The organism is Austwickia sp. TVS 96-490-7B, assembly GCF_019331795.1.
GTDB lineage: Bacteria > Actinomycetota > Actinomycetes > Actinomycetales > Dermatophilaceae > Austwickia.
Genome location: NZ_JAHPZL010000003.1, coordinates 367,877 through 390,782, shown reverse-complemented (window position 1 = coordinate 390,782; position 22,906 = coordinate 367,877). Strand labels below are relative to the sequence as shown.

Here is a 22,906-nt window from a genome sequence, read left to right as displayed (position 1 = left end):
TCATCCCCGCGAGTGCGGGGAATACGCATGGAAGAGGGAGCTTGATTTTGAGGCTGCCGGTTCATCCCCGCGAGTGCGGGGAATACTGTCACCCTCATCCCGGCGGTGGGTGTGATGGGGGTTCATCCCCGCGAGTGCGGGGAATACGCCCTGACATTGAACCATGGGCGTCGTTGTTGAGGTTCATCCCCGCGAGTGCGGGGAATACTCTGGTGCGGACCACTCTAGGTAGCACCGTCCGGGTTCATCCCCGCGAGTGCGGGGAATACATGGTAGCAGTGACCACCAGATAGCGGCAATGCGGTTCATCCCCGCGAGTGCGGGGAATACGCCACTTGGAATTGCGGCTTTGTTTCCGGTGTAGGTTCATCCCCGCGAGTGCGGGGAATACCGACTGCTGGTGTCGCTGCGACTGGTGCTAGTGGGTTCATCCCCGCGAGTGCGGGGAATACGAGACATCCTCCCCGGAGTCGATCCAGCGTCACGGTTCATCCCCGCGAGTGCGGGGAATACGACACCAGGTGGTGGTGGTGTTCCTGTTCCAGCGGTTCATCCCCGCGAGTGCGGGGAATACCACCGGCGTTTCCGGTGGTTCCTGCGAGGGAGAGGTTCATCCCCGCGAGTGCGGGGAATACGCGGTCGACGACAACGCCGCCACATCAGGAACCGGTTCATCCCCGCGAGTGCGGGGAATACCCCCAGGTCTGCGTCACTAACCATGTCATCTCCGGTTCATCCCCGCGAGTGCGGGGAATACGAGCGTCCAGCGTTGGAATTGCTCGGGGTTTTCGGTTCATCCCCGCGAGTGCGGGGAATACCAGATCGCAGATGATCGATCATTTTGTTTCTCCGGTTCATCCCCGCGAGTGCGGGGAATACAGAAATGTCTGGCTCGGGATGCGATGGTTCTGAGGTTCATCCCCGCGAGTGCGGGGAATACCGACCCGCCAATGCGGGCAGCAAGCTCTTCATAGGTTCATCCCCGCGAGTGCGGGGAATACTCGGAGAGCGCATGACAGCCTACAAAACAGCTAGGTTCATCCCCGCGAGTGCGGGGAATACGTCGACTTTAGGGACAAGTTTTAGCGACGTTACGGTTCATCCCCGCGAGTGCGGGGAATACCCGACGACGCACCGGAGTGCCCATGTCTGCCACGGTTCATCCCCGCGAGTGCGGGGAATACTTAGCGGTATCCGATAAACCTTCTTGAGCATTCGGTTCATCCCCGCGAGTGCGGGGAATACGTAGCTAAATACGCCCAAGAAAACCCCGAGCAAGGTTCATCCCCGCGAGTGCGGGGAATACGACCTGCGACAGCGCACGATCCGCATGATGGGAGGTTCATCCCCGCGAGTGCGGGGAATACAACAGATCAAAGGTTCGCTTGTCGTTGAAGCTGGGTTCATCCCCGCGAGTGCGGGGAATACGCTTGCTGACCTGCAGGTTCGTGCAGCAGTCTACTCGTTTTTCTTCACTTTGCTTCGTTGGGACTTGCGGTACCGGCTGGCCTTGCTCCAGCCGTGCCGCATGCCACCGGCTCCTATGGTGGGTTCAGTGGGGCGCATCATTAGCTCAATTCCATCGAAATCCGTTGGTGTCCAGTCATGTCGATGGACTCGGAAGGCGAGCCGTTGTTCACCTCGCACAGAGTGAACCATCAGCGCTCTTCCATCCTTCGCGAGGTCGACCACTTGCATCCAGAGTAGATCACGGACCCGAGAAGTCACATGACCCACAAAGATACCGGGGCTAATCTCCAAGAGCCAACGCGTCAAGTAGCCGCGAAGCCCTGCCGGACAAGCAGTTAACACCACCACTACCATTAATCATTATCCTCTTCAGCGCCGTAATTGGTGCCCCCAGTCACAGTACGATCGCCTCCGTCCCATAGTTCAACGGTGCCCCATTCAACGATATCATCCTGTTCACCAGGAAGCAGCAGCGTTTTGATATCACGAGTACAGCGCTCCAAGATCTTACTCTCGTGTACGGCGTCCCTGACGGCACGTCGTGTCTCTCCGCCAACATCCTCAGGTTCTCGTGAAGCCACCTCGAACGCTATCGGGATAGCGACTTCTGCCTTGTAAAGATCAGCGATGTCAAACACGAAGGACCGGTCTTTGCCAGTGTGGACAAAACCGAGTCCTGGTGAGCAGCCAAGCGCGACAATCACTGCATGGGTGATGCCGTAAAGGCATGTCGTTGCTGCGGACAGGGCCTGATTCACCGTGTCGGAGGCATCAAAATCATCCGGCTGATAATCGCGGCGATCCCAGATCACTCCGTACTCAGCAGCAGCATCACGATAGACGCGTCGTACCCTTGCGCCTTCACGGCCACGCAACTGCTGCATCGTTAACTGAGATACATCCTCATCCGGGAATCTCATAGCATACATTTCCCTAGCCACCCTCAATCGCGATGACTGATTAGTGACAGCGATTGCTTGAGCTTCAAGCAATCGGGAAGACTGAGCCAACGCACGTCCATGTGCGTAATACCGAACGCCTCGCTCGCCAACCCAGACCGCTGTAGAGCCACTCTCTGCGAGCAGCATCATCGCCTGATGCGTCACTCTGGTCCCAGGTCCTAGCAATAAGGCTCCAAGCGACGCAGAAGGGATGTGCACGATGCCCCGCTCATCGGTGGCAGTCACTGCATTGCCATCCCGATGAACGGTGCATCGTTCCACATAGATGAAGCTGATTCTGTCCTGAGCTCGGACAAGTTGCCCCAGATCAGGCGGCGGCATCCCTGGAACCGGCTTCATCATCGCTACCTCACAATCGAGCCAACGTCAGGAGGCCGCACCCGTAGGATTTGGCCCTCCCCACCCCATGTGTCAAAGCCTGCCGGAGTCTGCCCGCATCAGTCACATCCAACACGCCGTCGAATGTCGCCATCGCCACAGTGACATCCCTGCCCGATTCAGCGTGTCGACGTTCGAATCTGGCAGTACGGCGATCCTTCACCACTACTTGTGGCTGACCATGGGGACCATTCGGGACCGTAAAACCGAGTTGATCAGTGCGACTTAATAACCACTTCTGCTGATGAGCCACAGCCACATGAGCTTTGACCTGGCCTCGGCTCCCACCTGGAACGGGAACGCTCCGAACCGGATTAGCGGTCAATCGGAATGCCCATCGCTGACCCGCCTCCAACCGCTCAAGGAATGGCAGGTAATCAGCAGTATTCCAGGTCATATCGGGAAGAGAGGGCCACCCTGCCTGCTCCACCAAGTGAGTCAGATCGGGTCGGCTAGGACTCATGATGAATAGATCGGTGCGATGATCGCCCGAGTCGACACGCCAGAGCGCCCGAGGCAAGTCTCCATCAGGAGGGAAACTAGCTAGGACAGCAGCATGCATCCGTTGCTGGGATACGAGCAGATGTCGCGCCCCACGCCTAGCGACGTTGATCGGAAATCGTGTCAGATACATCATGCGCCCCCTAGGGCTGCCATGAAATCCATGGATGTGGTGGTGCAGAGAGGATTCTTTTTTGGCTCAGGAGCTACTTGTACCACATTGCGCCAGCCATATTCTCGTCGCTCTGGATCGAACGAGACTGGCACATCCCTGACTACCTCGGAGACAGTGTCCTCTAATACAGCCGTTGCCGCGGCATCAAGAAATAAAGCCAGGTCAACCGTGTGTCCCTGTTCGCGCTGATACCAGTGAGAAGCTTCCCAATCAAGCACACGAAGCACTGGTTCAAGCTGCCCCTCGTGCAGGCCAAGGCTCACTTTCCCCGTTGCAGGGCAGGAGCGCCGCCCCAGGCAAAGGGGAAAAGTTGGTGCACGCAAAGACTCGGCCAAACCTTCTAGTAGGGCACGGTCTCCCTCGACTGCGGCAACAAAAACTGCATCAGCCACGTAGTATCGGTATGACAGTGGCATCGACGGCGACTCACCTTTACGGTTTTGCTCCTGCCAGCGAATAGCTGTATGAAAATCCCGCACGATACGCCCGGGCTGATCCACCCGGACGCCGAACTTCAACCCAGCCAAGTCCTCAATCGGATCCGTACGTCGTCTGCCCCCCGCTGCAGCCAGCAGGCCGAGGACACCGCTCTTTGTTGGTTCGCTTCGGGTCAAACGTTGTGTGAATCGACTGGAATCACCCCACGATTGCAGCGGCCCGGCAAGCCGGAGTGCCAGCACAGTCACGAGGCGTCCCCCGACTTGGCGGCGTCCGGGATTGCAGTCACAACGGCATCGCTTAGCTTGTTGAGGGTGACGACCGTGCCGAGAGAATCCAGTGCACTCGCCTTAGGAGAGACGCGAACGATATAGGATGCCAGCGGAGCTCCAGCATATTGCTCCTGAATATCGCTCGCATATGTTGCGAGCGCCTTCGCTGACAGCTCGACATATCCGCTCTCGGAGACTACCGCCTCTTCGAAGGCACCGACCAGATTAATCGGTGCTGTGCGCACCTGAACCATCACAGCATCAACCGGTGTGTGATTAGCAAAAGTGTTCTGTTTGCCGGTCGGCATGCTGCGTACGAATGCCTCGACGAAAGACTCTGTCGCGGTCAATGCAGCTTCCCGGGTGCCAAGGTTTTTGACAAGTTGATCGAAAGCGACGGTGGCATAACGGTAGAGCGTGGCGGAGGTGTATTCTACCGTCCCCAGCATGCCGGCGCCGGCGTTGTCTGCAGGTGACTTGTCATCCACTGCCGTGTAGTAGTCATGTTCCACCGACGTCGCATGCGTTGAAATGGCGTGCGCCACCTGGCAGGCGGCATCGACGTTAAGCTGTTTATCATCGGCGACCATTCGTCCGAAGAGAGACACTTCAATGCCATTGCGGACCTGAGCCGCCGACATCAGAGCCTTCTTGTCGAGCTTTGCTCCTGGATCGGTCTCCGCTGCGATCTGGGCGAACTGATCTAACTGGGCATTGCTAAAAAACGTCAGATACTCAGTCAAGTTCTGCTCTGCAGAACCGTCCTTCTTGGCCCGCCCCTTCTCCAGAGCGAAGCCCAACAGACCTAGAGCTTCGACTGCGCGAGTCGTGGCGACCTCCTCTGCGAAACCGTGTGCCGAAACCAATCGGTCCGCGATCTGGGCGACAGTACGTTTGGTGCGAAGCGCCAGATCACTGACGTCCGCCCCACCAGAAGCGACCTGCTCGGCGAAGTAGGCACGTGTGGCTCGCTTCCAGGCCTGACTACTGACCCGGGTCCGTTGGACACCTCCGTAGATAGCGCTCTTCGGGCTGCCGGTGTCGTCACGGTTGAGGTTGCTTGGGGGGACGGACTGTAGGACGTGGATGTCGATAAAAGTGGAAGCCATAGTGATGTTCTCCTGTCGGTCAGGCGTGAGTCTGTGGGGTGATGGCTGTGGAAGTAGCAGCTATATCGATCGAGCTGTTATCGGTTTCCTGCGCAGGGCTGGCAAAGTAATCCCGGCCCCACTGCCGACGTACGCGAGATGCGTTACGAGGGTTCTGTAAACGGACCAGGTCGCGGTAAAGGGAGATGTGATCTAGGGGGATTCCTTCGCGGCGCAACAAGGACATGAGGCCGCGAAGGTGATACATCGTGGCGTCAAACGTGCTGGCAGCTATAAGAGAAGTCAGTCGTGGCGGCACCGGGTTCTTCTCGTCCTGCGACACGGAGAGTCGACGTAACGCCTGTCCGAGCCTGATCCCCGACTGATGTAACGGCTTCGGTTGTGAGGTCTGGTGGACGGCGTACAACACCAGCGCAGCATGGGCGGCTCGTTCACGGGCGGTGATCTCATCGCGGTTGCCGAAGAAATCTTCCGGAAACGCGCTGTACAGGACAGACCACGTCGAAGGACTGGTGTCCACTTTGCCGGGATCAGCTTTGCGCAGCACGGCCATGGTGGCAGCGGCGCGTGCAGTCGGTTGCGTCTCATTCTGCACATATTCTTTCTGCAACTTGATGAGGGCGCGGGCGAAATAGTTGTCGAGATCAGGTGGCGGTGTCGTGCCTGCAGGTGTGAACGGTGCCGTGCTCATGAATCCTCCTGAGCGTGCTGGGTCAGCGAAGTGGGCTTGTTGAGCTGGAGAAAGGCGCTGGGAAGCGCTTTGCGCAGCGCTGATCTGAAGAAGATCTCTGCTTTGGGGGCGTTCAGGAATCTGTCGTTGACCTGACGTCCGACGAACGCCGGTGTGCCTGCCGCCACGACCAAGTTGGCGGCTATGTCTTCTACGACTTCCCTGGCGGTCAGCTGCCAGGCGGCGTCGTATGTGAGGAGCTGCGATCTGTCCTGCACGGTCAGGACCCACTCCCGGTAGCACCGGTCGAGTCGAGCGAAGGCATCCTCAACGGCCCGATCTCGGGCCCCGTCGTCCATGCCAGGCAGCAGGTGCCGGCCTGCAGCATCAGCGAGGTTCGTCGCCAACCGACCCAACGCCCGAACTGCCTCATCGGCACGGTCCGATGCGTCCATGGCGCACTGTTTCATGGTTTGCTCAGTGAGCACTTCCAGTGGTAACACCAGCCGGTCGTCGATGACAGCAGCAACCGATGCGCTCTGCGCGCCATACACCATGCCGATCGCGCGAAACACCACTGTCGTGTCCGAATTGAGGACATCTTCGCCTCGCAACGTGGCGAGCCAGTCCAAGACCACAGCAGGTCGATACGCTCGTTGACCTGCCTTCGTTGCCGCTTTAGTGGTTCCACTTCCTAGCGTCGAGGACAGACCCCGCCACAGCGATCGGGACGGGTCGTGCAGCAATGGCATGTATGTCGGAACTCCGAATTTTTTTGTCTGTGGTTCGCTGAACCGCCAAGACGTGTTTGGTTCCACGTTGTGCCGGTTTTGCGGGCCGAGGGCATCGCCATTGGACAAGACAGCATCAGTGACGGCGTATCCGTCGTGGATCAATCGGACTCGGCGAGCCTGCCAGGTTGCAGCATCTGCCGGTCCAAGCGGTTCCGGATGGCTAACGTCAGCAGAAGCGTCCAGATGTGGCTGCTCCCACGGCACCCGATCGCGTGAGGTATCCATCGACAGCACCAGGTTGAGCAACAACGTCTGTGCCAGCGTCTCGCCTTCGGCCAGGAGCAAACCCAACCAGCCGCAGAATCCTATGCCGATCGGATAGCCTTTTCCACCTTTGACTCGAGCATCTCCGACAGCTCCGGATTTAATCCCCGAACAGTCGAAGGCGTGCACATGGACCAGCCAGCGTGCCGCTTCAGCGAATGACAGCCGATTGATGTCCGACACTGATCTGGTGGTGAAAAACGGATAGCCATCCGGCATCTCGGCGACAAGTTTCCCCAGGCCTGAAGTGTTTCCACTAGAAGTGCGAAGGTCTCCTACCTGGAAGAATGGCACCTCCGGGTCGAACAAGTCGAATCTGTCAGCGTAGCGACCAAGGTAGTCACGAATTTCGGTGGTTGGTAGCTGCCCCTTATCCCACCACTCCTGCCAGAACTCGACTGGATCATCGGGATCAAGAGCGTCGACAACGCGATAGAGAATAGCTAGCAGCAGCCTTAAACAAGCTGCTTCTTGGGTGGGAATATCCCCGGCCAACCCCTGAAACTCATGGGCACGCTCGAACGTTTCTAGAAGCCCTACCTCTCTGACGCCATCGGGGGTACGGACCATCAGCCACGGTTCGGTCAACAAGTCGTACGACGTTCGTGGTGGCCCTTCTCGTGTGGGCGAGCACGAACGGTGAGATGTGAAGACAGTCATACATCCTCCTGATGTGTGGTGACGGTGAGACCCATCTCCGAGCTGTACGTGAGATCCAGGTCAGCCACCCGGGCGTGACCGTGCTCGTCCATCACCAGGACGAGCTGTCCCTGAAGCCATGGACAGTCCTGCTGCCAACCCGCGAACGCGATGTCTTCTAACGCGCAGATGACCGCATCCAAATCGCGCATACAGGCCCACGACGGCAGGCGCACAGTACATCCGGCCAGAGCACGCGCGATTCGTGGCTCCGGCGGGAAGTCAGTGTCCAGGACAGTCTCAGTCGGCAGCCCAGCGCCTGGCATCGGTCTGATCTGCCCATCTACCAGACGTACGACGATGACCTCGATGCTGTCCTCGCTGTCTCGGACCTGAGAGCGTCCACCGTTGCCGTCATCAGGATCACCGATCTCGAAGAAACCACAGTCAGCCAAGAGCCCAGCCGATCTGCGCAGCGCTTCCTTCTTCCCGAAACCACTTAACCTGAAGGTGCTGGCCCGGGAACGCGCAGCGAGGACCTGCGCCTGCCGGCGAGCGTCAGCTGTGGCCCATGCGGTCTGCCAACCGGGAGGTATCGACAGGTCGGTCGAATATGCAGCCTCAACCAGGACAGGGATGTCCTCGGCGAGCCGGATCTGATTCCCGTGTGCTCGGAGAGTAGCCGCTGCTCGAAATAACAGGTCCTCGCCGTACACCAGCTTTGATCCGCTATCTGCCTGTACCGGGACCGCCGACCAGTCACGTGCCAGAAGCAACAGCCGGGGCGCGCGGAGAGCCACCGGCCGTTCAGATTCGCCCGGCCCACGCGGGTGGCGGTGTAACCGTCCAATGCGTTGCAGTAAGAGGTCGACTGGTGCGAGATCACTGACCATCAGATCGACGTCGATATCTAGCGACTGTTCAAGCACCTGAGTACCTACCACGACCATCCGGGTTGGCCTGGTGCCGTCGGTGACGCTGCTGCTCCGCCCGAGACGTTCGCGTAGGTCTGACTCTCGACGTGCTCGGTCAACAGCTAAGAACCGACTATGCGCTAAGACAAGCTCCGTCTCTGGCATGGCCTCCCGCAGCGCTGACCAGGTTTCTTGCGCGCGACGGACAGTGTTGCGGATGACCGCGACGCAACCACCGTCTCGCATTTCGGTGCGGAGCATGTCAACCAAGTGATCCAGATCGTCCGGGTGCTCCTCAACCGTGACCGTGCGAGGGCGGCTGGAGATCTGCTCGGTAGGAATCTCACGTAGAGTCCCGTCGAAAACGATCGTGCGCGGATACACGACAGGATTATGAGCTTCGATTAACGGAATGGTCGCAGTGGCCTCTGATGAGAATGCGGCCCCTTCGGCATACGCACTCATCAGCTCAGCCCGTTGCGATGAGGGCAGTGTCGCCGACATCAACACCACCGGAGTGCCATAAGCACCCAACCACGACAAGATCGACGTCAAGTATTCACGCATATAGACGTCAGCAGCATGTACTTCGTCGATCACGACTACCTTGCTGGAGAGCCCGTGGTGACGTAGCGCCAAGTGCTTGCTACGGAGAGCACCGAAGAGCACTTGATCGATAGTGCCCACGACAAACGGCGCCAAGACTCCTCGACGACGTCCTCTTGTCCACGAGTTCACCACAGCGACCGCATGACGAGGCTCTGCCTCGTCGTGGGATGGCTTCACTTTCGAGAGGGGTGGCTTCATTTTCGACACGTCCTCGACGTCGTCGTACACCCCGGTGAAGCGAGTGTCATCAGGCAGGCTGCGATAGTCGTCGTTCAAACCTGCTTTGCCATGAGCGAGGAACATCGGCAGTGCGTGGTGACCGTCTTCAGCAGGTAAGTGGTCAATCCAGGAACGCACCCTGGAGAACATCGCATCAGATGTCGCCATCGTCGGCAGTGCCACAAAGACCCCACCTTGCCCGAAACGGTGTGCCAAAATCTCGGCGGCAGCCAGACCAGCCTCAGTCTTGCCGCTGCCCATTTCTGCTTCGAGCAGGATCAAGGGCGGACGCTGCGCGGACCATGCCGCTTCAACTGCGGCCTGTTGAATCGGGGTGGGGGAGCAGCCAACCAGGGTGGGGAACCGGGTGGTGAGCAGAGCATCCGGATCTCTGACAAGGTTGGTCGGTTTCCAGGGGGCTGGGAGACCGATCTGCTCCCAGCGTGGAGGTTCAGGGGATCGATCAACATAGGGGAAGCGGTGAGCGTCACTGGACAGCCAATCCGCCACGACCACCGCTGCGGCGAGCAACGACTGCACCGTCGGCGGTAGGGGCTTTGCCAGCCAGCGATCCAACCGATCGGCAGCACCTGTGCGCTCAGATATAGCGTTGAGGAGCTCAGCGCGGGTATCTTGCCAGACTTGCTGTTGTCCCAGGTAATGAGGGCGATGGGTGAGGGCTTCCAATTCCGTTGCGGTGAGCATCGCCCCGTGGTGGGCGGCCACAGCGACCGTGAGTGACTTCGCAGCTCGCCGAAACTGTCGCCCCTTGAGGCCGAAGGTGGCAGCTAACCAGTCGAGAAGGATGATCTGCCCTAGGGCTGCATGGGGGGCACGACGCGTGTCGGCCATGGGTACGGCGAGATCAAACCCTAGGGAGTGCAACCGATTCGTGAGGTGCGGAGCTATGACCTGGGCTTTGATTTGAAAAGCGGGAGTGGCTTTGCCGATGTCGTGGACGCCAGCCAACCAAGCAAGCAGGATGCGGCCGTCATCGTGGCCGCCGGGGAGCGATGAGGCGATGTGGTCCTTAGCTGAGGCAGGAAGCCAGTTGTCCCACAACATCATTGCAACCTGTGATGCGTCTGCCAGGTGTCGCCACAGCGGCAACCAGGCATCGTCTGTGTCCGTTTTGCCCCACAGCGCCGAGGCCCCCGGGCTCCAGGACGGCATGCCATGAACACCAGCCATCAGGCGTTTTCCCCTCCACGTCGTTGTGTGCCCCCACAGTAGAGGAAGCCACCGACAACGGAGACAGAGGTTGAGGAAAGTAGGACCGAGGTCCTACTCGTACACGGGGTCTTCACCGGCAGCTTCAAGATCGCCGCTGTGAGTGATCGGGGGTCCTGTTAACATCACTTGTGCCCCTGAGGGAGACTGGTCTGGCCCTCTTCACTAGAAGAGAGGAAGTAAACCCGAGACCCGGTCGGACGGCTGCGGCGCTCGGGTTTTGCGTTTCTTACGGAGAAACAGTGATGACTCGAGATTTTGCCGCCATCATTTTTCGCCAGTGACCCCCGCGTGCCCAACACCAGGCGACAACATCGGGTATGCAAAGTAAGGGTTCATCTACGGCACGTGCGTGCATGTATCTGAGGTCAGAAGAACTTTGGCGAACAGCTGTGAAGATGACTTCTCGGTCAAATCTTTTGATTGATTCATCAAGTTCAAGAATCAGCTGCGAGGATGTCGAATACTCGGAAACCAGTGCGCGTAAGAACGCTTCACGAGCATTTTTTCGGTAGAAAAAGCTCGCTTAGCATCAAAAATTGTAAATTCCACGCCGAGTGCGGCGATGGTGGCTGCGATGAGTAGCTTGCGCTGTCTACTCTCGGCCTTCATGTGGATTCGACGCTGTCCCGGGAGTGCTATGCGGCGAATTTTGGATCGGATAAGGTGGACGTCGCGAGTCGGAATTTGAGCGCCAACCAGCAGGTATGCGCCGGCCTTGGACTCGTCGACGAAGACCGCGGTCATGGTGATCCTTCGTTATTTTTAATGTCTTATAAGTAAGGTAGAGGAGGTGCTGATAATTTTGCAAGAGGCACTGAGGCGTCCGATGATGCAAGGAGATCGGTAGTCATGGCTGCCACCTGATGAAGCTCTGCTAATGCAGAGATGACCCTGTCTCGTAAGTTCAGCAGCGATGAGCGGGACTGTGCTCCCCGCAGCAGCGGGGTTTAAGGCGTTGTTGAAGAGCAGCGTCAGCTAAGTACGGCGTTGCTGGGGTGGGGTACGTAAGACACGTAGGTGAAGGTGGCGTAGTCATAGAGGTCTGTTCGGCCCTCGGTCGATGTCAGGGCGGCCACCTAGGATGGTGGGCACGATGAGCCTCTTCGATTTCGCTGACGACAAGCCCCAGTCCGGTACGGCATCTGCGCAGGTCAACTCTGCCGCAGATGCTGATGATGCCCCGATGTGGTGGGGAGACGAGGAGCCTCCGCCACCGCCGGAGGATGATCTGCCGGAGGACCCGTACGACGGTCGGGCTCCGGACTGGGATCGAGCTGTGGCAGAGCCTGCTAAGCCGTCATGGGTGGCCACGCCTAGGGAGCCGATGTCTCCGAGACGTCCCGCATCGTCGGATGAGCTGCCACCGTCAACCCTTGACCCGGACGAACTCGTGGCCGGGTTGAACCCGCAGCAACGAGAAGCAGTCATCCATGACGGGGCGCCGTTGCTGATCGTGGCCGGGGCAGGGTCCGGCAAGACCCGGGTGTTGACGCATCGGATCGCGTACCTGTTGGCGGCGCGGGGTGTGCACCCCAGTGAAGTGTTGGCGATCACCTTCACCAACAAAGCTGCCGCTGAAATGCGGGAGCGGGTCCAGGATTTGGTGGGGCCGCGGGCGAAGTCGATGTGGGTGAGCACCTTCCACAGTGCCTGCGTGCGGATCCTGCGCCGGGAGGCCGACAAGGTGGGGTTGGCGTCGAGTTTCTCGATCTATGACGCCGCCGACTCGCAACGCCTCATGGCGATGGTGCTGCGAGACATGGATCTGGACCCGAAGCGGTACCCGCCGCGGAGTTTGTCCGCGCACGTGTCCAACTTGAAGAACGAACTCGTCGACGAGGAGACCTTCGCGAGCAGAGCAGCTGACGGAAGTCACGCTGATCGGATCCTGGCGCAGGCATACAGCTCCTATCAGCGACGTTTGCGTCAAGCACATGCTTTAGATTTCGACGACCTGATCATGACCACGGTCAACCTCTTGCAGGCGTTCCCTGAGGTCGCTGAGCATTACCGACGTCGTTTCCGGCAGATCCTCGTCGACGAATACCAGGACACCAACCATGCCCAATATGTTCTGATTAAGGAGCTTGTTGGAGCGCATCGCGGATTAGCGCCAGCAGGTGAAGAGGAGCCCCAGACTGCCTCAGGTCTACCGCCAGCACAGTTATGTGTCGTCGGTGATGCCGATCAGTCAATTTATGCGTTCCGGGGTGCAACGATCCGAAATATCACCGAGTTCGAAGAAGATTATCCGCAGGCCCGGACGATTCTTTTAGAGCAAAACTATCGCTCCACGCAGACGATCCTGCAGGCAGCCAATGCGGTCATTGCTAAAAACTCATCACGGCGTCCGAAGAAGTTGTGGACGGACTCTGGTGATGGGGCAAAAATCGTGGGATATGTCGCTGATTCCGAGCACGACGAGGCGGCGTTCGTGGCTCGCCGGATTAGTGAACTCACCGAGCGCGACGGTGTCCGCCCTGGAGACGTGGCAATCTTCTACCGCACCAATGCCATGTCGCGGGCCTTGGAGGAAGTGCTGGTCCGGGTCGGTCTGCCATACAAGGTCGTCGGAGGCACCCGGTTCTATGAGCGTCGCGAGGTCAAAGACGTCCTCGCCTACCTGCGGGTGATCGCTAACCCTGAGGACACCGTCAACCTGCGCCGTATCCTCAACGTCCCCAAACGTGGCATCGGGGAGCGTGCTGAGGCGTGCGTCCTGGCGTTGGCGGAGCGGGACAAGATCACCTTCGCGCAGGCATTGGCTGCTGCCGACGATGCGCCTGGTCTGGCAGCCCGGTCAATGTCAGCGATCGCAGGTTTCACCGCACTGATTGACGCATTACGCACCGTCCGCGACGGAGGATCCGGTGTCGCAGACCTCGTCGAAGCTGTCGTGGAGCAGACCGGCTACTTAGAAGAGTTGCGCCGGTCTCGTGACCCTCAGGATGAAACTCGCATCGACAACCTCGCCGAGCTGGTCGCGGTGGCTAGGGAGTTTGACCAAGCCCACGCCCCCACGGTTGACGGGGAGTCAGCCGGGGGGTTGGCGGAGTTCCTCGAACAGGTCGCTTTGGTCGCTGATTCCGATGAGATCCCCGACGAAGACACCCAAGACCACGGTGTGGTCACGTTGATGACGTTGCACACCGCCAAGGGCCTGGAATTCCCCGTGGTGTTCCTCGTCGGAATGGAAGATGGCACGTTCCCACATGTCCGCAGCCTCGCCGACACCAGAGAGCTGGAAGAAGAACGCCGATTGGCATACGTCGGGATCACTCGGGCCCGGGAACGCCTGCACCTGAGTCGAGCCGTGGTGCGCTCCGCGTGGGGTGCTCCGCAATACCATCCGGCGTCCCGTTTTCTCGACGAGATTCCCACTGACCTGATCACGTGGGAGCGGCTGGCCCCCTCGTCGTACGGCGGCGGGACCCGCGTCGAACGACGCGAACCCACAGTGGCCACTCTGAGCGGACGTGCCCCGCAGCGCAGCCCGTTGCGCGGCGGTCCGTCATTGTCACTGGACGTGGGCGACCGGGTCAGCCATGACAGCTTTGGACTGGGCAAGGTGGTGCGCATGGAAGGCTCCGGTGATAAGACCATCGCCCACGTCGATTTCGGCGGTGATCAGGTCAAGCGGCTGCTGTTGCGCTATGCCCCGTTGGAGAAGCTCTAAAGAGAGCGCCGCGAAGAATGGCCGGTCACATCTTCACCGTTGATGCCGGGCCGGCCACTCACGTGCAGTTCGACATGAGTGGCCGGTCGGACACCGCAGTGTCCCGTGATCATCAACCCTGAGACGGTGTTATTCCACGTCGAGGCCGTGCGCGCTGAGCCACGGCAGGGGGTCGATGTCAGCGCCGCCGTGCGGATGGATTTCGACGTGGACATGTGGTCCGGTGCTCTGACCGGTGTTGCCGAGTTCGCCGACAACCTGGCCTGGTGAAACCTGTTGCCCCACGGTCACCGCGATGGAGTTCATGTGGCCGTAGTAGGAGATAGTGCCGTCCCAGTAACGGATCTGCACGATGTTGCCGTAACCGCTCTGCTGACCGGCGAAAACAATGACGCCAGTCGACATAGACCGCAATGGAGTCCCTATCGGGGCGGCAAGGTCGATGCCTCGGTGGACGGTGCCCCATCGGGCGCCGTACCCGGAAGTGAAGGTCGCGTCCTCAACGGGAAGCAGCCAACGCTTGGCGGGGTCAGGGCGGGGCTTCGGCGGAGGCGGGGGAGGAGTTGGTGTCGGCGACGTGGTGCTGGTCTGCGGCGACGGAGAAGCTGGGGCGCTGGGACTTGACGACGTCGCTGACACGGGAGTGGCGGGGTGGCTTTCTGGCAGCTTCGCGCTCATCGCGAGGTCAGTCGGCGCGCTCAACGGTTTGGCATTGGCCAGGTTGGCTAGCGGGCTGTCGGTGAGACCCTGCGCCACTGTCAGCGCGGCTCCCAGCCCAATGAGCGACATGGACGCAACGACGGTGTGGCGGCGAGGTGGTCCAGCTCGATGGCGACTGCCGTGAGCGGCTCCTGCGGGGGGCCGGTGACGGCCGGAATAGTGACGTGGCACAAACATTCCTGTGGTCGGGGATCGGGATGACGACGATCTCGAGCTGAGCGTTCTTTATCAACTTGCGACCTAAACGTTATCTCAACGTCGTCCAAGTATGGGAGTGACAGATGGGCCTGATGTGACTCATCGAACCCTCTGGGGCTGGTGTTTCCGCATGGGGTGGCGTCTTTGGTGCAGGTTGGGGCCTTGAGTGTGGGATATCTCGCATCTGGCGACGACGAGAGCGGTGTGTCGCCGAGGGGGCGGTGCACTGTGACTCAGATCATGCAAAAGTCGCGATCGAGCTCGGCGCCGTAATCATCTCGTGATCTAGCTCGTCGCTACTGTGGGCGCATGAGTCGATCCCCATTGCGCGTCGTGGTGGCTAAACCTGGCCTGGACGGCCACGACCGAGGCGCGAAGGTCATCGCGCGAGCGTTGCGGGATGCCGGTGTGGAAGTGATTTACACCGGCCTGCATCAGACTCCTGAACAGATCGTCGAGGCTGCCATCCAAGAGGACGCTGACGGCATTGGACTATCAGTCCTCTCCGGGGCACACATGACGCTGTTTACCCGGGTCCTGGAGCTGCTGGCTCACCAACACGCCAGCGATATCGTCGTTTTCGGCGGGGGGATCATCCCCGATGACGACATCGTGCTGCTGGAAAAAGCTGGCGTCGCCAAAGTCTTCACCCCCGGAGCCACGACGGCTGAGGTCGTCGCCTGGGTCGAGGAAAATCTCGCTGATCGCTGAGAGTCTTCGCTGCTTCGGTCTTGCTACCGACGAGTCCACGGTGGGGCTTGTCGTGCGGCGGTCAGATCCGACGGCGAACCGCACTCAAGAGGCCCAGCCCGCCAGCGACCAGTACCCCGCCGTACAAGACCATTGCGGCCAGTTCCGTTCCACTCCGAGGCAAACCGCCGGGAGCTGCGGCAGGAACAGTTAAGGGCACGCCACCGGCGATGACCACCTGAGGTGCCGGGGCGGTGGGGGCGGCTGGTTCGGCGGCATCAGAGTTCGGGGTCGGAGCGGGCATCGGGATGACCGACGGTGGAGCAAACGGTGATGCCGCAGGGTGGTGTGGCTCGCTGGCGGCATGGGCGACCGAGGCGCGGTCCGGGATCGCAGGCAGGGCCGCGATGGCGCTGGGGGGAGCTGGCGGCAGAGTGGGTATCACCGCAGGCGCGGGCGGAGGCTCCGGGGCAGGTGGTGCAGGTGGTTCCGGCGCCGGTGGGGGCGGTGGCGGTGGCGGTACTGGCGGGGGTGGGGGCAGTGGTGGCGCCGCTGAGGATGTCGTGGTCGACGGGGTCGTCGGAGGATCCGTGGGAGTGGCTGGCGGCTCAGGGGCTGGGTCTGGTCCCGATGGGGACGGAGTCGGCTCGGGCGGTGCGGTGGTGGTGGGGTCAGGAGGCGGCGGCGTCGTGGGGTCAGACGTCGTCGGAGAAGGAGTGGGATCAGGTGTCGGTGGTGTGGTCGGGTCGGTCGGCGACGGGGAGGGAGTCGGCGCTGGTGGGCCGTCGCTTCCGCCGTACGCCGTCCCGGTCTTCCACATGGCGGTGGCACTGACGGGGACGGTTGCTCCGGAGATGACGACGGCGCCATTGTCTTGATATCCGGTGCTTTGGTAGGCGGTGGTTTTGGCGATGACGATCAGCTGGTAGTAGTGCCCGGCTTTCAAGGAACTCGCCGGGATGGTCACTGGTCCAACGGTGGCGCGGTCGTCATTGCAGGGAACGGCGGCGATGGTCGTGGACGTCTCGTTGCCGGAGGCATCTCGTGCGGAGACCTCGTTGAGCGCGGCGCGGGTGCATTCTTGGGCACCGGTGAGGGTGTCGCTGATGACAACGTCCTGGCGAGAGTCGATGACGGGCTGGGTGATCGTCAGGGTGTTGATCCCGGAAATGAGGTCGTTGTAGCCAGCACGGGGGAGGCCGATGACGGACCATTTGGTGTTGATGGTGGGCATCGTGGAGCAGCCAGGGCAGTCTGGCACGGTGAGGGGGGTGTGACTCGCGATAGCTCCGGACCAGGAGAGATCCAGGGTGCTGCTCGGGGTGATGGTTCGGCGATCGAACGCGAGCAGGATCGTGCCCCCAAAGACCCGCCCGCTGGCATGAGCGAAGGTGTCGTCGAAGTGGAAGCTCACTGCGCCACTGGTGGTGATGGTCATGGTGCCGTGGTCAAACGGGAATGTCCCGGCGCTGAAAGTCACTCCGGGGATCGCTGCGGCCTGCGCTGTGAGGTCGGTGCTGGTGTCCACCGTGCAGTGATCTGGGAAAGACCCGGCGAGGGTGATCCGCAGCGGGGACCAGTAGTCGGTGTGCTGGTCCTGACTGATGGTGATGGTGGGTTGGCAATCGGAGGCGCTGCTGGGCTCTGCGGGAGGAGCGCTGGGTGAGGTGGGAGCTGCTGTCGCCGGACTGGTGGTGACGGTGCTTTCGGGTGGGCTGGCATTGTCGCCAGCGGAAGCGGTGCCGATGCCCACGGAAGGGAGAACCAGGCCGACGACCAGCGCGGCGAGGCGTATCCGAGACGATGGGACCGGAGGCATGGTGTAGGGCTCCTGGCGGTGGCGAGAGGGGGGCTCACCGCTGTATTCGGCTGTTCCGCGGGAAAGTTGAGGAGTTTTGGAAAGACTGTCGGTGAGTCGATGATCCACCTTGTCCGTGCGGATCGAGAGCATCTGGGACGGCGCGTTGCCGATTGGTGCGTGAGGGGTCGCTGCCGGTGGTACGACGAAGGGTCCCGGCCCGTGGTGGTGCGGGGTCGGGACCCTTCGGCCCTGGTGGTCTCGGTGTCGATGCGACTCCGAGCAACGTCGAGGTCAGCGCCCGGCGTGGGCGCCGTACCGCTTGCGGAAGCGCTCGACGCGTCCTGCAGTGTCGACGATCTTCTGCTTGCCGGTGTAGAAGGGGTGGCTCGCGGAGGAGACGTCAACGTTGACGACAGGGTAGGTGTTGCCGTCTTCCCATTCGATGGTGTCCCGGCTCTGGGCGGTGGACCGGGTCAGGAAGGCGTACCCGGCGGCGATGTCACGGAAGACGACCGGGCGGTATTCGGGGTGGATTCCAGGTTTCACTGAGCAGCCTCTTGCGATCGGGCCCGACGATGTGGCGGGCTCAAGGGTGGGTGGTGACCGGGGTCACCAGCTGGATTTGGTGACTCCGGGGAGTTCGCCGGCGTGGGCCATCTCGCGCAGCCGTACTCGAGAGATCCCGAAAGTGCGGTAGTAGGCGCGGGGGCGTCCATCGACGGCGCAGCGGTTGCGCAGTCGGGTGGCGCTGGCATCGCGCGGCATCCGCTGCAAACGGGCCTGGGCTGCGGCTTTAGCGTCCGGGTCTGCGGTGGGGGAGGCGATCGTGGCTTTGAGGGCCAGCCGTTCCTCGGCGAAGCGGGCGACGATTTCCCGTCGCTGGGCGTCGCGGGCGATCTTGCTCTTCTTAGCCATCAGCGTTCTTCCTTGAAGTCGACGTGGCGACGAATGACCGGGTCAAACTTGCGCAGCACCAGTCGGTCAGGGTCGTTGCGCCGGTTCTTGCGGGTCACGTAGGTGTAACCGGTGCCTGCGGTGGATCGCAGTTTGATGACGGGTCGGATGTCCGTTGTCTTGGCCATCGTGGTCCTCTCTCTATATAGTGAGAATCATAATCAATAAGATGGAGGAGTATCGCCATGGCCGTTCCCAAGCGGAAGATGTCCCGCAGCAACACCCGCTCTCGTCGCGCCAACTGGAAGGCCCAGGCGCCTGACCTGGTCTCCGTCGTCGTCGACGGGCAGGAGTGCCAGGTCCCGCGGCGGCTGGTGCGAGCAGTGCAGAAAGGGCTTGTCGACCCGCTGACTGTCGGACTGTGAACGGCGAGGTCGGCTCGTGACGGTGGCATGCCGTGACGACGCCGACCTCAGCCGCTCCTGCGGGTGGCCATGCTCGAGAGCTGGCTGTCCTCCACGGCGACTCAGATTTTCTCGCCGCGCGCCCGAATCCGTCCGATCGCTGCTTCGATCCCGATGTGGTCCACGGTCTTGATGGCCGACGCTGACAGGCGCAGGGTGACCCGCCGACCCAGGCTGGGCACAAAGTAGGTCTTCTTTTGAATGTTCGGGTCAAAGCGACGCGACGTACGACGGTGCGAGTGGCTGATGGTGTTGCCGAAACGGGGCTCGGCGCCGGTCAACTGGCAGTGCCGGGACATGTCGTCTCCTCGGGTGGTCGGGGTGCCCGGCATGATCTGCGGGCCTCGATACTCTCTATTATAGAGAGAACGATTCTCATTACTGAACTCACTGTCGGAGGACGCCCATGGCAACCGCGCCACCCCTGTCGATCCACGTCGTCGTTGGACTGGACCAGACCGACCAGGCCCTGGTCGCCATGGGGTTGCAGATCGACCTCCCCGATTCCGCCGTCTTCACCGTCACCGTTGACGCCGAGGCAGGCCGCGTCCACTGGACTCTGACCGATGTCACCGGACGGCTCGACCACGGCAGCGAGGACGTCGAACACCCCTGCCTCAGCTGCTCCATCCGCGAAGCGATCCTGCCCACCCTGGTCCGTCTGGCCCAGACCGGACAGTGGTCCCGACTCGTCGTGGTCCTCCCGGTCGCATCAGAACCCCTCGCGCTGACCCTCGCGCTCGCCGACGGGGAGACCCCGGACGGACCGGCATCGCGTTACCTGCAGACCGCATCCGTGGTCGCCGTGGTCAGCGCCAAAGACCTCTGCGACGGCATCTTCGGTGATGACCTACTCGCCGACCTCGGCTTGCAGATGATTGAGGACGACCGGCGGGCGTACGGAGAAGTTCTGGTCGCCCAAATCGAACTCGCCGATGAGATCGTCCTGGTCCACCCGGAACCCGATGAGGCTGACCAAGCGCTGCTCGACCATCTGCGTCGCCCCAGCAGCCAGGTGCACGTCGGTCTGGAGAACGCTGGCGAACTCGCTCGCGTTGAGACCGTCCATGACACTGCTGCTGCCCGTTCGTACGCCGATCCGCGTCGACGGCACCCTTCCGGTGCCGATGCTGCCGGTGGCATCGTCACTCTTGACCTATGCACCTGGAAACCCTTCCATCCGGAGCGCCTTTTGGCTCGGATCGAAGATCTCGGTGCGGGCGATCAGCGAGCGCGCGGAGCGTTCTGGTTGCCGGGTCGGCCTGACCTTGCCATCGCCTGGGAAGCAGCAGGCGGCGCGCTAGCCATCGGGAGCGTGGGTGAGTGGGAGGATGCACCCCGGCAGACCCGTCTGATCGTCACGACCGATGAAGAAACGGCTTTGCAGATCCGGGAAGCCTTCGATGACGCCGTCATGAGTGACGCGGAGATGATGGGCGCAGCGGTGACCTGGGCTGGCCGTGATGACGGATTTGCTGAATGGCTCGGCGAGGTCGAGTCGGGGACCGGAGGCGGACTCTAGTCGCTGGTGCAATGCTCCACGGCGGGTGCTGATTTGACGGATTTCGCTGGTAGAAGGCATGTTGTAGTGTGTCGGCCCTGCTCAGACGCTTAGCCCTGCGGTGACAGCGATAGGATCATCGGCGGACGTGACCATCGACGACGAGGAAGCGACGAGGAAGCTGCCGTGGATCTCTTTGAGTACCAAGCACGTGACATGTTCGAAAAGCACGGAGTCCCCGTGCTGGCAGGGAAGGTCGCTCAGACCCCTGCCGAGGCTAAGGCGGCAGCCGAGGACATCGGCGCCAAGAGCGGCGGCGTGACCGTTGTCAAGGCCCAGGTGAAGACTGGTGGACGCGGCAAGGCCGGTGGCGTCAAGGTCGCCAAGAGCGCAGATGAGGCCGAGCAGCTTGCCGGGCAGATCCTCGGCATGGACATCAAGGGCCACAAGGTCAATGTGGTCATGATCGCTCAGGGCGCCCAGATCGTCGAGGAGTATTACTTCTCCATCCTGCTTGACCGCGCCAACCGCACCTACCTTGCGATGTGCAGCAAGGAAGGCGGCATGGAGATTGAGCAGCTGGCGGTCGAGCGCCCTGAGGCGCTGGCGCGAGTTGCCGTCGACCCCAACGTCGGAATTGACCAGGCGAAAGCAGACGAGATTGTCGCCGCTGCCGGTTTTGACGCGGAGACCGCCGCCAAGGTCGCCTCGGTCCTGATGACCCTGTGGAAGGTCTACCGGGACGAAGACGCCACGTTGGTCGAGGTCAACCCGCTGGTCAAGGTCGCCGACGGCAGCATTGTTGCCCTCGACGGCAAGGTCACCCTGGATGACAACGCCTCCTTCCGCCAGCCGGAGCACGCCGACCTCGTCGACGAAGCATCCGAGGACCCGCTGGAGGCCAAGGCCAAGGCGATGGGCCTCAACTACGTGAAGTTGGATGGCAACGTCGGCATCATCGGTAACGGCGCCGGACTGGTCATGAGCACCCTGGACGTCGTCGCCTACGCCGGTCAGGACTACACCGGTGGGGCAGCCAAGCCCGCCAACTTCCTGGACATCGGTGGTGGCGCCAGCGCTGAGGTGATGGCGAACGGACTGGACGTCATCCTCGGTGACGAGCAGGTCAAGTCGGTCTTCGTCAACGTCTTCGGTGGCATCACCGCCTGTGACGCGGTCGCCAACGGCATCGTTGGGGCGTTGAAGACCCTTGGCGACGCGGCCACCAAGCCGCTGGTCGTGCGCCTGGATGGCAACAACGTGGTGGAGGGGCGCCGCATCCTCGCGGAGTACGCGCACCCGCTCGTGACGATTGAAGAGACCATGGACGGCGGGGCGCGTAAAGCTGCCGAGCTGGCCGCGGCTGCGAAGTGAAGGACTGACGACTGATGGCTATCTTCCTCAACAGCGACAGCAAGATCATCGTCCAGGGCATGACCGGCTCGGAGGGCATGAAGCACACCCAGCGCATGCTGGCGAGCGGCTCGACGATCGTCGGTGGGGTCAACCCCCGGAAAGCCGGCACCGAGGTCGAATTTGACGGCGGCGTGAAGGTCCCCGTTTTCGGCACGGTCAAAGAGGCCATGGACGCGACAGGCGCTAACGTGTCGGTCGTTTTCGTTCCGCCGAAGTTCGCCAAGGATGCCGTCATCGAGGCCGTGGATGCTGAGATGCCGCTGCTCGTGGTGATTACTGAGGGCATTGCCGTGAAGGACACCGCCGAGTTCTTCAACTACGCCAAGGCGACGGGCACCACCCGCATCATTGGCCCCAACTGCCCTGGCATCATCAGCCCCGGACAGTCGAATGCTGGTATCACCCCGGCTGACGTTTCTGGTCAGGGCAAGTTGGGTCTGGTCTCAAAGTCGGGGACCCTGACGTACCAGATGATGTTCGAACTGCGCGACATCGGCTTCACCACCGGCATCGGTATCGGTGGAGACCCGGTCATCGGAACGACGCACATCGATGCTCTTGAGGCCTTCGAGAAGGACCCAGAGACCATTGGCATCGTCATGATCGGTGAGATCGGTGGAGACGCCGAGGAGCGCGCTGCGGCCTACATCAAGGAGCATGTCACCAAGCCGGTCGTCGGCTACGTGGCGGGCTTCATGGCTCCCGAGGGTAAGACCATGGGCCACGCTGGCGCCATCGTCTCCGGTGGCTCTGGCACTGCTGAGGCGAAGAAGGCTGCCCTGGAGGCTGCTGGAGTCAAGGTCGGCAAGACGCCGACCGAGACGGCTAACTTGATGCGCGAGATCGTCAAAGCTCTCTGATTTCAGCGCGCGACACGACAGGGCGGTGGACACCACTGG

At 61.3% G+C, this 22,906-nt stretch carries 21 protein-coding genes and 1 CRISPR repeat array (1 of these 22 only partly in view); of the genes, 6 read left to right on the top strand and 15 right to left on the bottom strand.

The features are described 5' to 3' along the window. Positions 1-1,428: direct repeats of the CRISPR family, unit length 28 nt; unit sequence GGTTCATCCCCGCGAGTGCGGGGAATAC; it reaches 3,603 nt to the left of the window's first position. Positions 1,429-1,458: 30 nt separating this feature from the next. The 9 genes from cas2e to KEM60_RS04315 form a co-directional block, all read right to left on the bottom strand. After that, positions 1,459-1,824, bottom strand: a complete 366-nt coding sequence (cas2e, locus tag KEM60_RS04355) for a type I-E CRISPR-associated endoribonuclease Cas2e (RefSeq protein ID WP_219106269.1) — start codon at positions 1,822-1,824, stop codon at positions 1,459-1,461. After that, positions 1,824-2,774: a type I-E CRISPR-associated endonuclease Cas1e gene (gene cas1e, locus KEM60_RS04350; RefSeq protein WP_255574223.1), complete on the bottom strand. Its 951-nt coding sequence runs from the start codon at positions 2,772-2,774 to the stop codon at positions 1,824-1,826. Before cas1e ends, cas2e begins: the two co-directional genes overlap by 1 nt. A 7-nt stretch (positions 2,775-2,781) precedes the next feature. Beyond that, positions 2,782-3,444: a type I-E CRISPR-associated protein Cas6/Cse3/CasE gene (gene cas6e / locus KEM60_RS04345; RefSeq protein WP_219106575.1), complete on the bottom strand. Its 663-nt coding sequence runs from the start codon at positions 3,442-3,444 to the stop codon at positions 2,782-2,784. Beyond that, positions 3,444-4,172 carry a type I-E CRISPR-associated protein Cas5/CasD gene (gene cas5e, locus KEM60_RS04340; RefSeq protein WP_219106268.1) on the bottom strand — a complete coding sequence of 243 codons (729 nt, stop codon included), beginning with the start codon at positions 4,170-4,172 and terminating at the stop codon, positions 3,444-3,446. Before cas5e ends, cas6e begins: the two co-directional genes overlap by 1 nt. Continuing rightward, positions 4,169-5,305 (bottom strand): type I-E CRISPR-associated protein Cas7/Cse4/CasC, encoded by a 1,137-nt coding sequence (gene cas7e, locus KEM60_RS04335; RefSeq protein ID WP_219106267.1) that lies wholly within the window; start codon positions 5,303-5,305, stop codon positions 4,169-4,171. The genes cas5e and cas7e overlap by 4 nt, the downstream gene beginning before the upstream one ends. Before the next feature lie 19 nt (positions 5,306-5,324). Further along, complete coding sequence (gene casB / locus KEM60_RS04330) at positions 5,325-5,996, bottom strand: type I-E CRISPR-associated protein Cse2/CasB (protein WP_219106266.1); 672 nt, start codon at positions 5,994-5,996, stop codon at positions 5,325-5,327. Further along, positions 5,993-7,693 (bottom strand): type I-E CRISPR-associated protein Cse1/CasA, encoded by a 1,701-nt coding sequence (gene casA / locus KEM60_RS04325; protein WP_219106265.1) that lies wholly within the window; start codon positions 7,691-7,693, stop codon positions 5,993-5,995. The genes casB and casA overlap by 4 nt, the downstream gene beginning before the upstream one ends. After that, positions 7,690-10,605: a CRISPR-associated helicase Cas3' gene (gene cas3 / locus KEM60_RS04320; RefSeq protein WP_219106264.1), complete on the bottom strand. Its 2,916-nt coding sequence runs from the start codon at positions 10,603-10,605 to the stop codon at positions 7,690-7,692. Before cas3 ends, casA begins: the two co-directional genes overlap by 4 nt. Positions 10,606-11,088: 483 nt before the next feature. After that, positions 11,089-11,391: a hypothetical protein gene (locus KEM60_RS04315; protein ID WP_219106263.1), complete on the bottom strand. Its 303-nt coding sequence runs from the start codon at positions 11,389-11,391 to the stop codon at positions 11,089-11,091. Between the two features lie 349 nt (positions 11,392-11,740). Here KEM60_RS04315 and pcrA point away from each other — a divergent pair, with 349 nt between their 5' ends. Beyond that, positions 11,741-14,323, top strand: a complete 2,583-nt coding sequence (pcrA, locus tag KEM60_RS04310) for a DNA helicase PcrA (RefSeq protein ID WP_255574222.1) — start codon at positions 11,741-11,743, stop codon at positions 14,321-14,323. A gap of 129 nt (positions 14,324-14,452) precedes the next feature. On the opposite strand, the gene KEM60_RS04305 is transcribed toward pcrA, so the two are convergent. Continuing rightward, the gene (locus KEM60_RS04305; RefSeq protein WP_219106261.1) at positions 14,453-15,112 is read right to left on the bottom strand and encodes a M23 family metallopeptidase; all 660 of its coding nucleotides are present in this window, start codon (positions 15,110-15,112) and stop codon (positions 14,453-14,455) included. A gap of 438 nt (positions 15,113-15,550) precedes the next feature. Here KEM60_RS04305 and KEM60_RS04300 point away from each other — a divergent pair, with 438 nt between their 5' ends. Further along, the gene (locus tag KEM60_RS04300; RefSeq protein WP_219106260.1) at positions 15,551-15,952 is read left to right on the top strand and encodes a cobalamin B12-binding domain-containing protein; all 402 of its coding nucleotides are present in this window, start codon (positions 15,551-15,553) and stop codon (positions 15,950-15,952) included. 61 nt (positions 15,953-16,013) lie between these two features. Here the strand turns inward: KEM60_RS04300 and KEM60_RS04295 are convergent, their stop codons facing one another. The 4 genes from KEM60_RS04295 to rpmG form a co-directional block, all read right to left on the bottom strand. Beyond that, positions 16,014-17,750 carry a hypothetical protein gene (locus tag KEM60_RS04295; protein ID WP_219106259.1) on the bottom strand — a complete coding sequence of 579 codons (1,737 nt, stop codon included), beginning with the start codon at positions 17,748-17,750 and terminating at the stop codon, positions 16,014-16,016. Between the two features lie 273 nt (positions 17,751-18,023). After that, the gene (locus KEM60_RS04290) at positions 18,024-18,278 is read right to left on the bottom strand and encodes a type B 50S ribosomal protein L31 (RefSeq protein WP_219106258.1); all 255 of its coding nucleotides are present in this window, start codon (positions 18,276-18,278) and stop codon (positions 18,024-18,026) included. A gap of 63 nt (positions 18,279-18,341) precedes the next feature. Beyond that, the gene (gene rpsN / locus KEM60_RS04285) at positions 18,342-18,647 is read right to left on the bottom strand and encodes a 30S ribosomal protein S14 (RefSeq protein WP_219106257.1); all 306 of its coding nucleotides are present in this window, start codon (positions 18,645-18,647) and stop codon (positions 18,342-18,344) included. Beyond that, positions 18,647-18,814 (bottom strand): 50S ribosomal protein L33, encoded by a 168-nt coding sequence (gene rpmG, locus KEM60_RS04280; RefSeq protein ID WP_219106256.1) that lies wholly within the window; start codon positions 18,812-18,814, stop codon positions 18,647-18,649. The genes rpsN and rpmG overlap by 1 nt, the downstream gene beginning before the upstream one ends. 57 nt (positions 18,815-18,871) lie before the next feature. Between rpmG and rpmF the strand changes: the two genes are divergently transcribed. Continuing rightward, the gene (rpmF, locus tag KEM60_RS04275) at positions 18,872-19,051 is read left to right on the top strand and encodes a 50S ribosomal protein L32 (protein WP_219106255.1); all 180 of its coding nucleotides are present in this window, start codon (positions 18,872-18,874) and stop codon (positions 19,049-19,051) included. A 101-nt stretch (positions 19,052-19,152) separates the two neighbouring features. Here the strand turns inward: rpmF and rpmB are convergent, their stop codons facing one another. Next, positions 19,153-19,389 carry a 50S ribosomal protein L28 gene (rpmB, locus tag KEM60_RS04270; RefSeq protein WP_219106254.1) on the bottom strand — a complete coding sequence of 79 codons (237 nt, stop codon included), beginning with the start codon at positions 19,387-19,389 and terminating at the stop codon, positions 19,153-19,155. A 107-nt stretch (positions 19,390-19,496) separates the two neighbouring features. Here rpmB and KEM60_RS04265 point away from each other — a divergent pair, with 107 nt between their 5' ends. The 3 genes from KEM60_RS04265 to sucD all read left to right on the top strand — a co-directional run bounded on the left by KEM60_RS04265 (position 19,497) and on the right by sucD (position 22,867). Continuing rightward, complete coding sequence (locus tag KEM60_RS04265; RefSeq protein WP_219106253.1) at positions 19,497-20,612, top strand: GTP-binding protein; 1,116 nt, start codon at positions 19,497-19,499, stop codon at positions 20,610-20,612. A gap of 165 nt (positions 20,613-20,777) precedes the next feature. Then, positions 20,778-21,965 (top strand): ADP-forming succinate--CoA ligase subunit beta, encoded by a 1,188-nt coding sequence (sucC, locus tag KEM60_RS04260; RefSeq protein ID WP_219106252.1) that lies wholly within the window; start codon positions 20,778-20,780, stop codon positions 21,963-21,965. A 14-nt stretch (positions 21,966-21,979) separates the two neighbouring features. Further along, positions 21,980-22,867 carry a succinate--CoA ligase subunit alpha gene (sucD, locus tag KEM60_RS04255; RefSeq protein WP_219106251.1) on the top strand — a complete coding sequence of 296 codons (888 nt, stop codon included), beginning with the start codon at positions 21,980-21,982 and terminating at the stop codon, positions 22,865-22,867. The last annotated feature ends 39 nt before the right edge of the window (positions 22,868-22,906 follow it).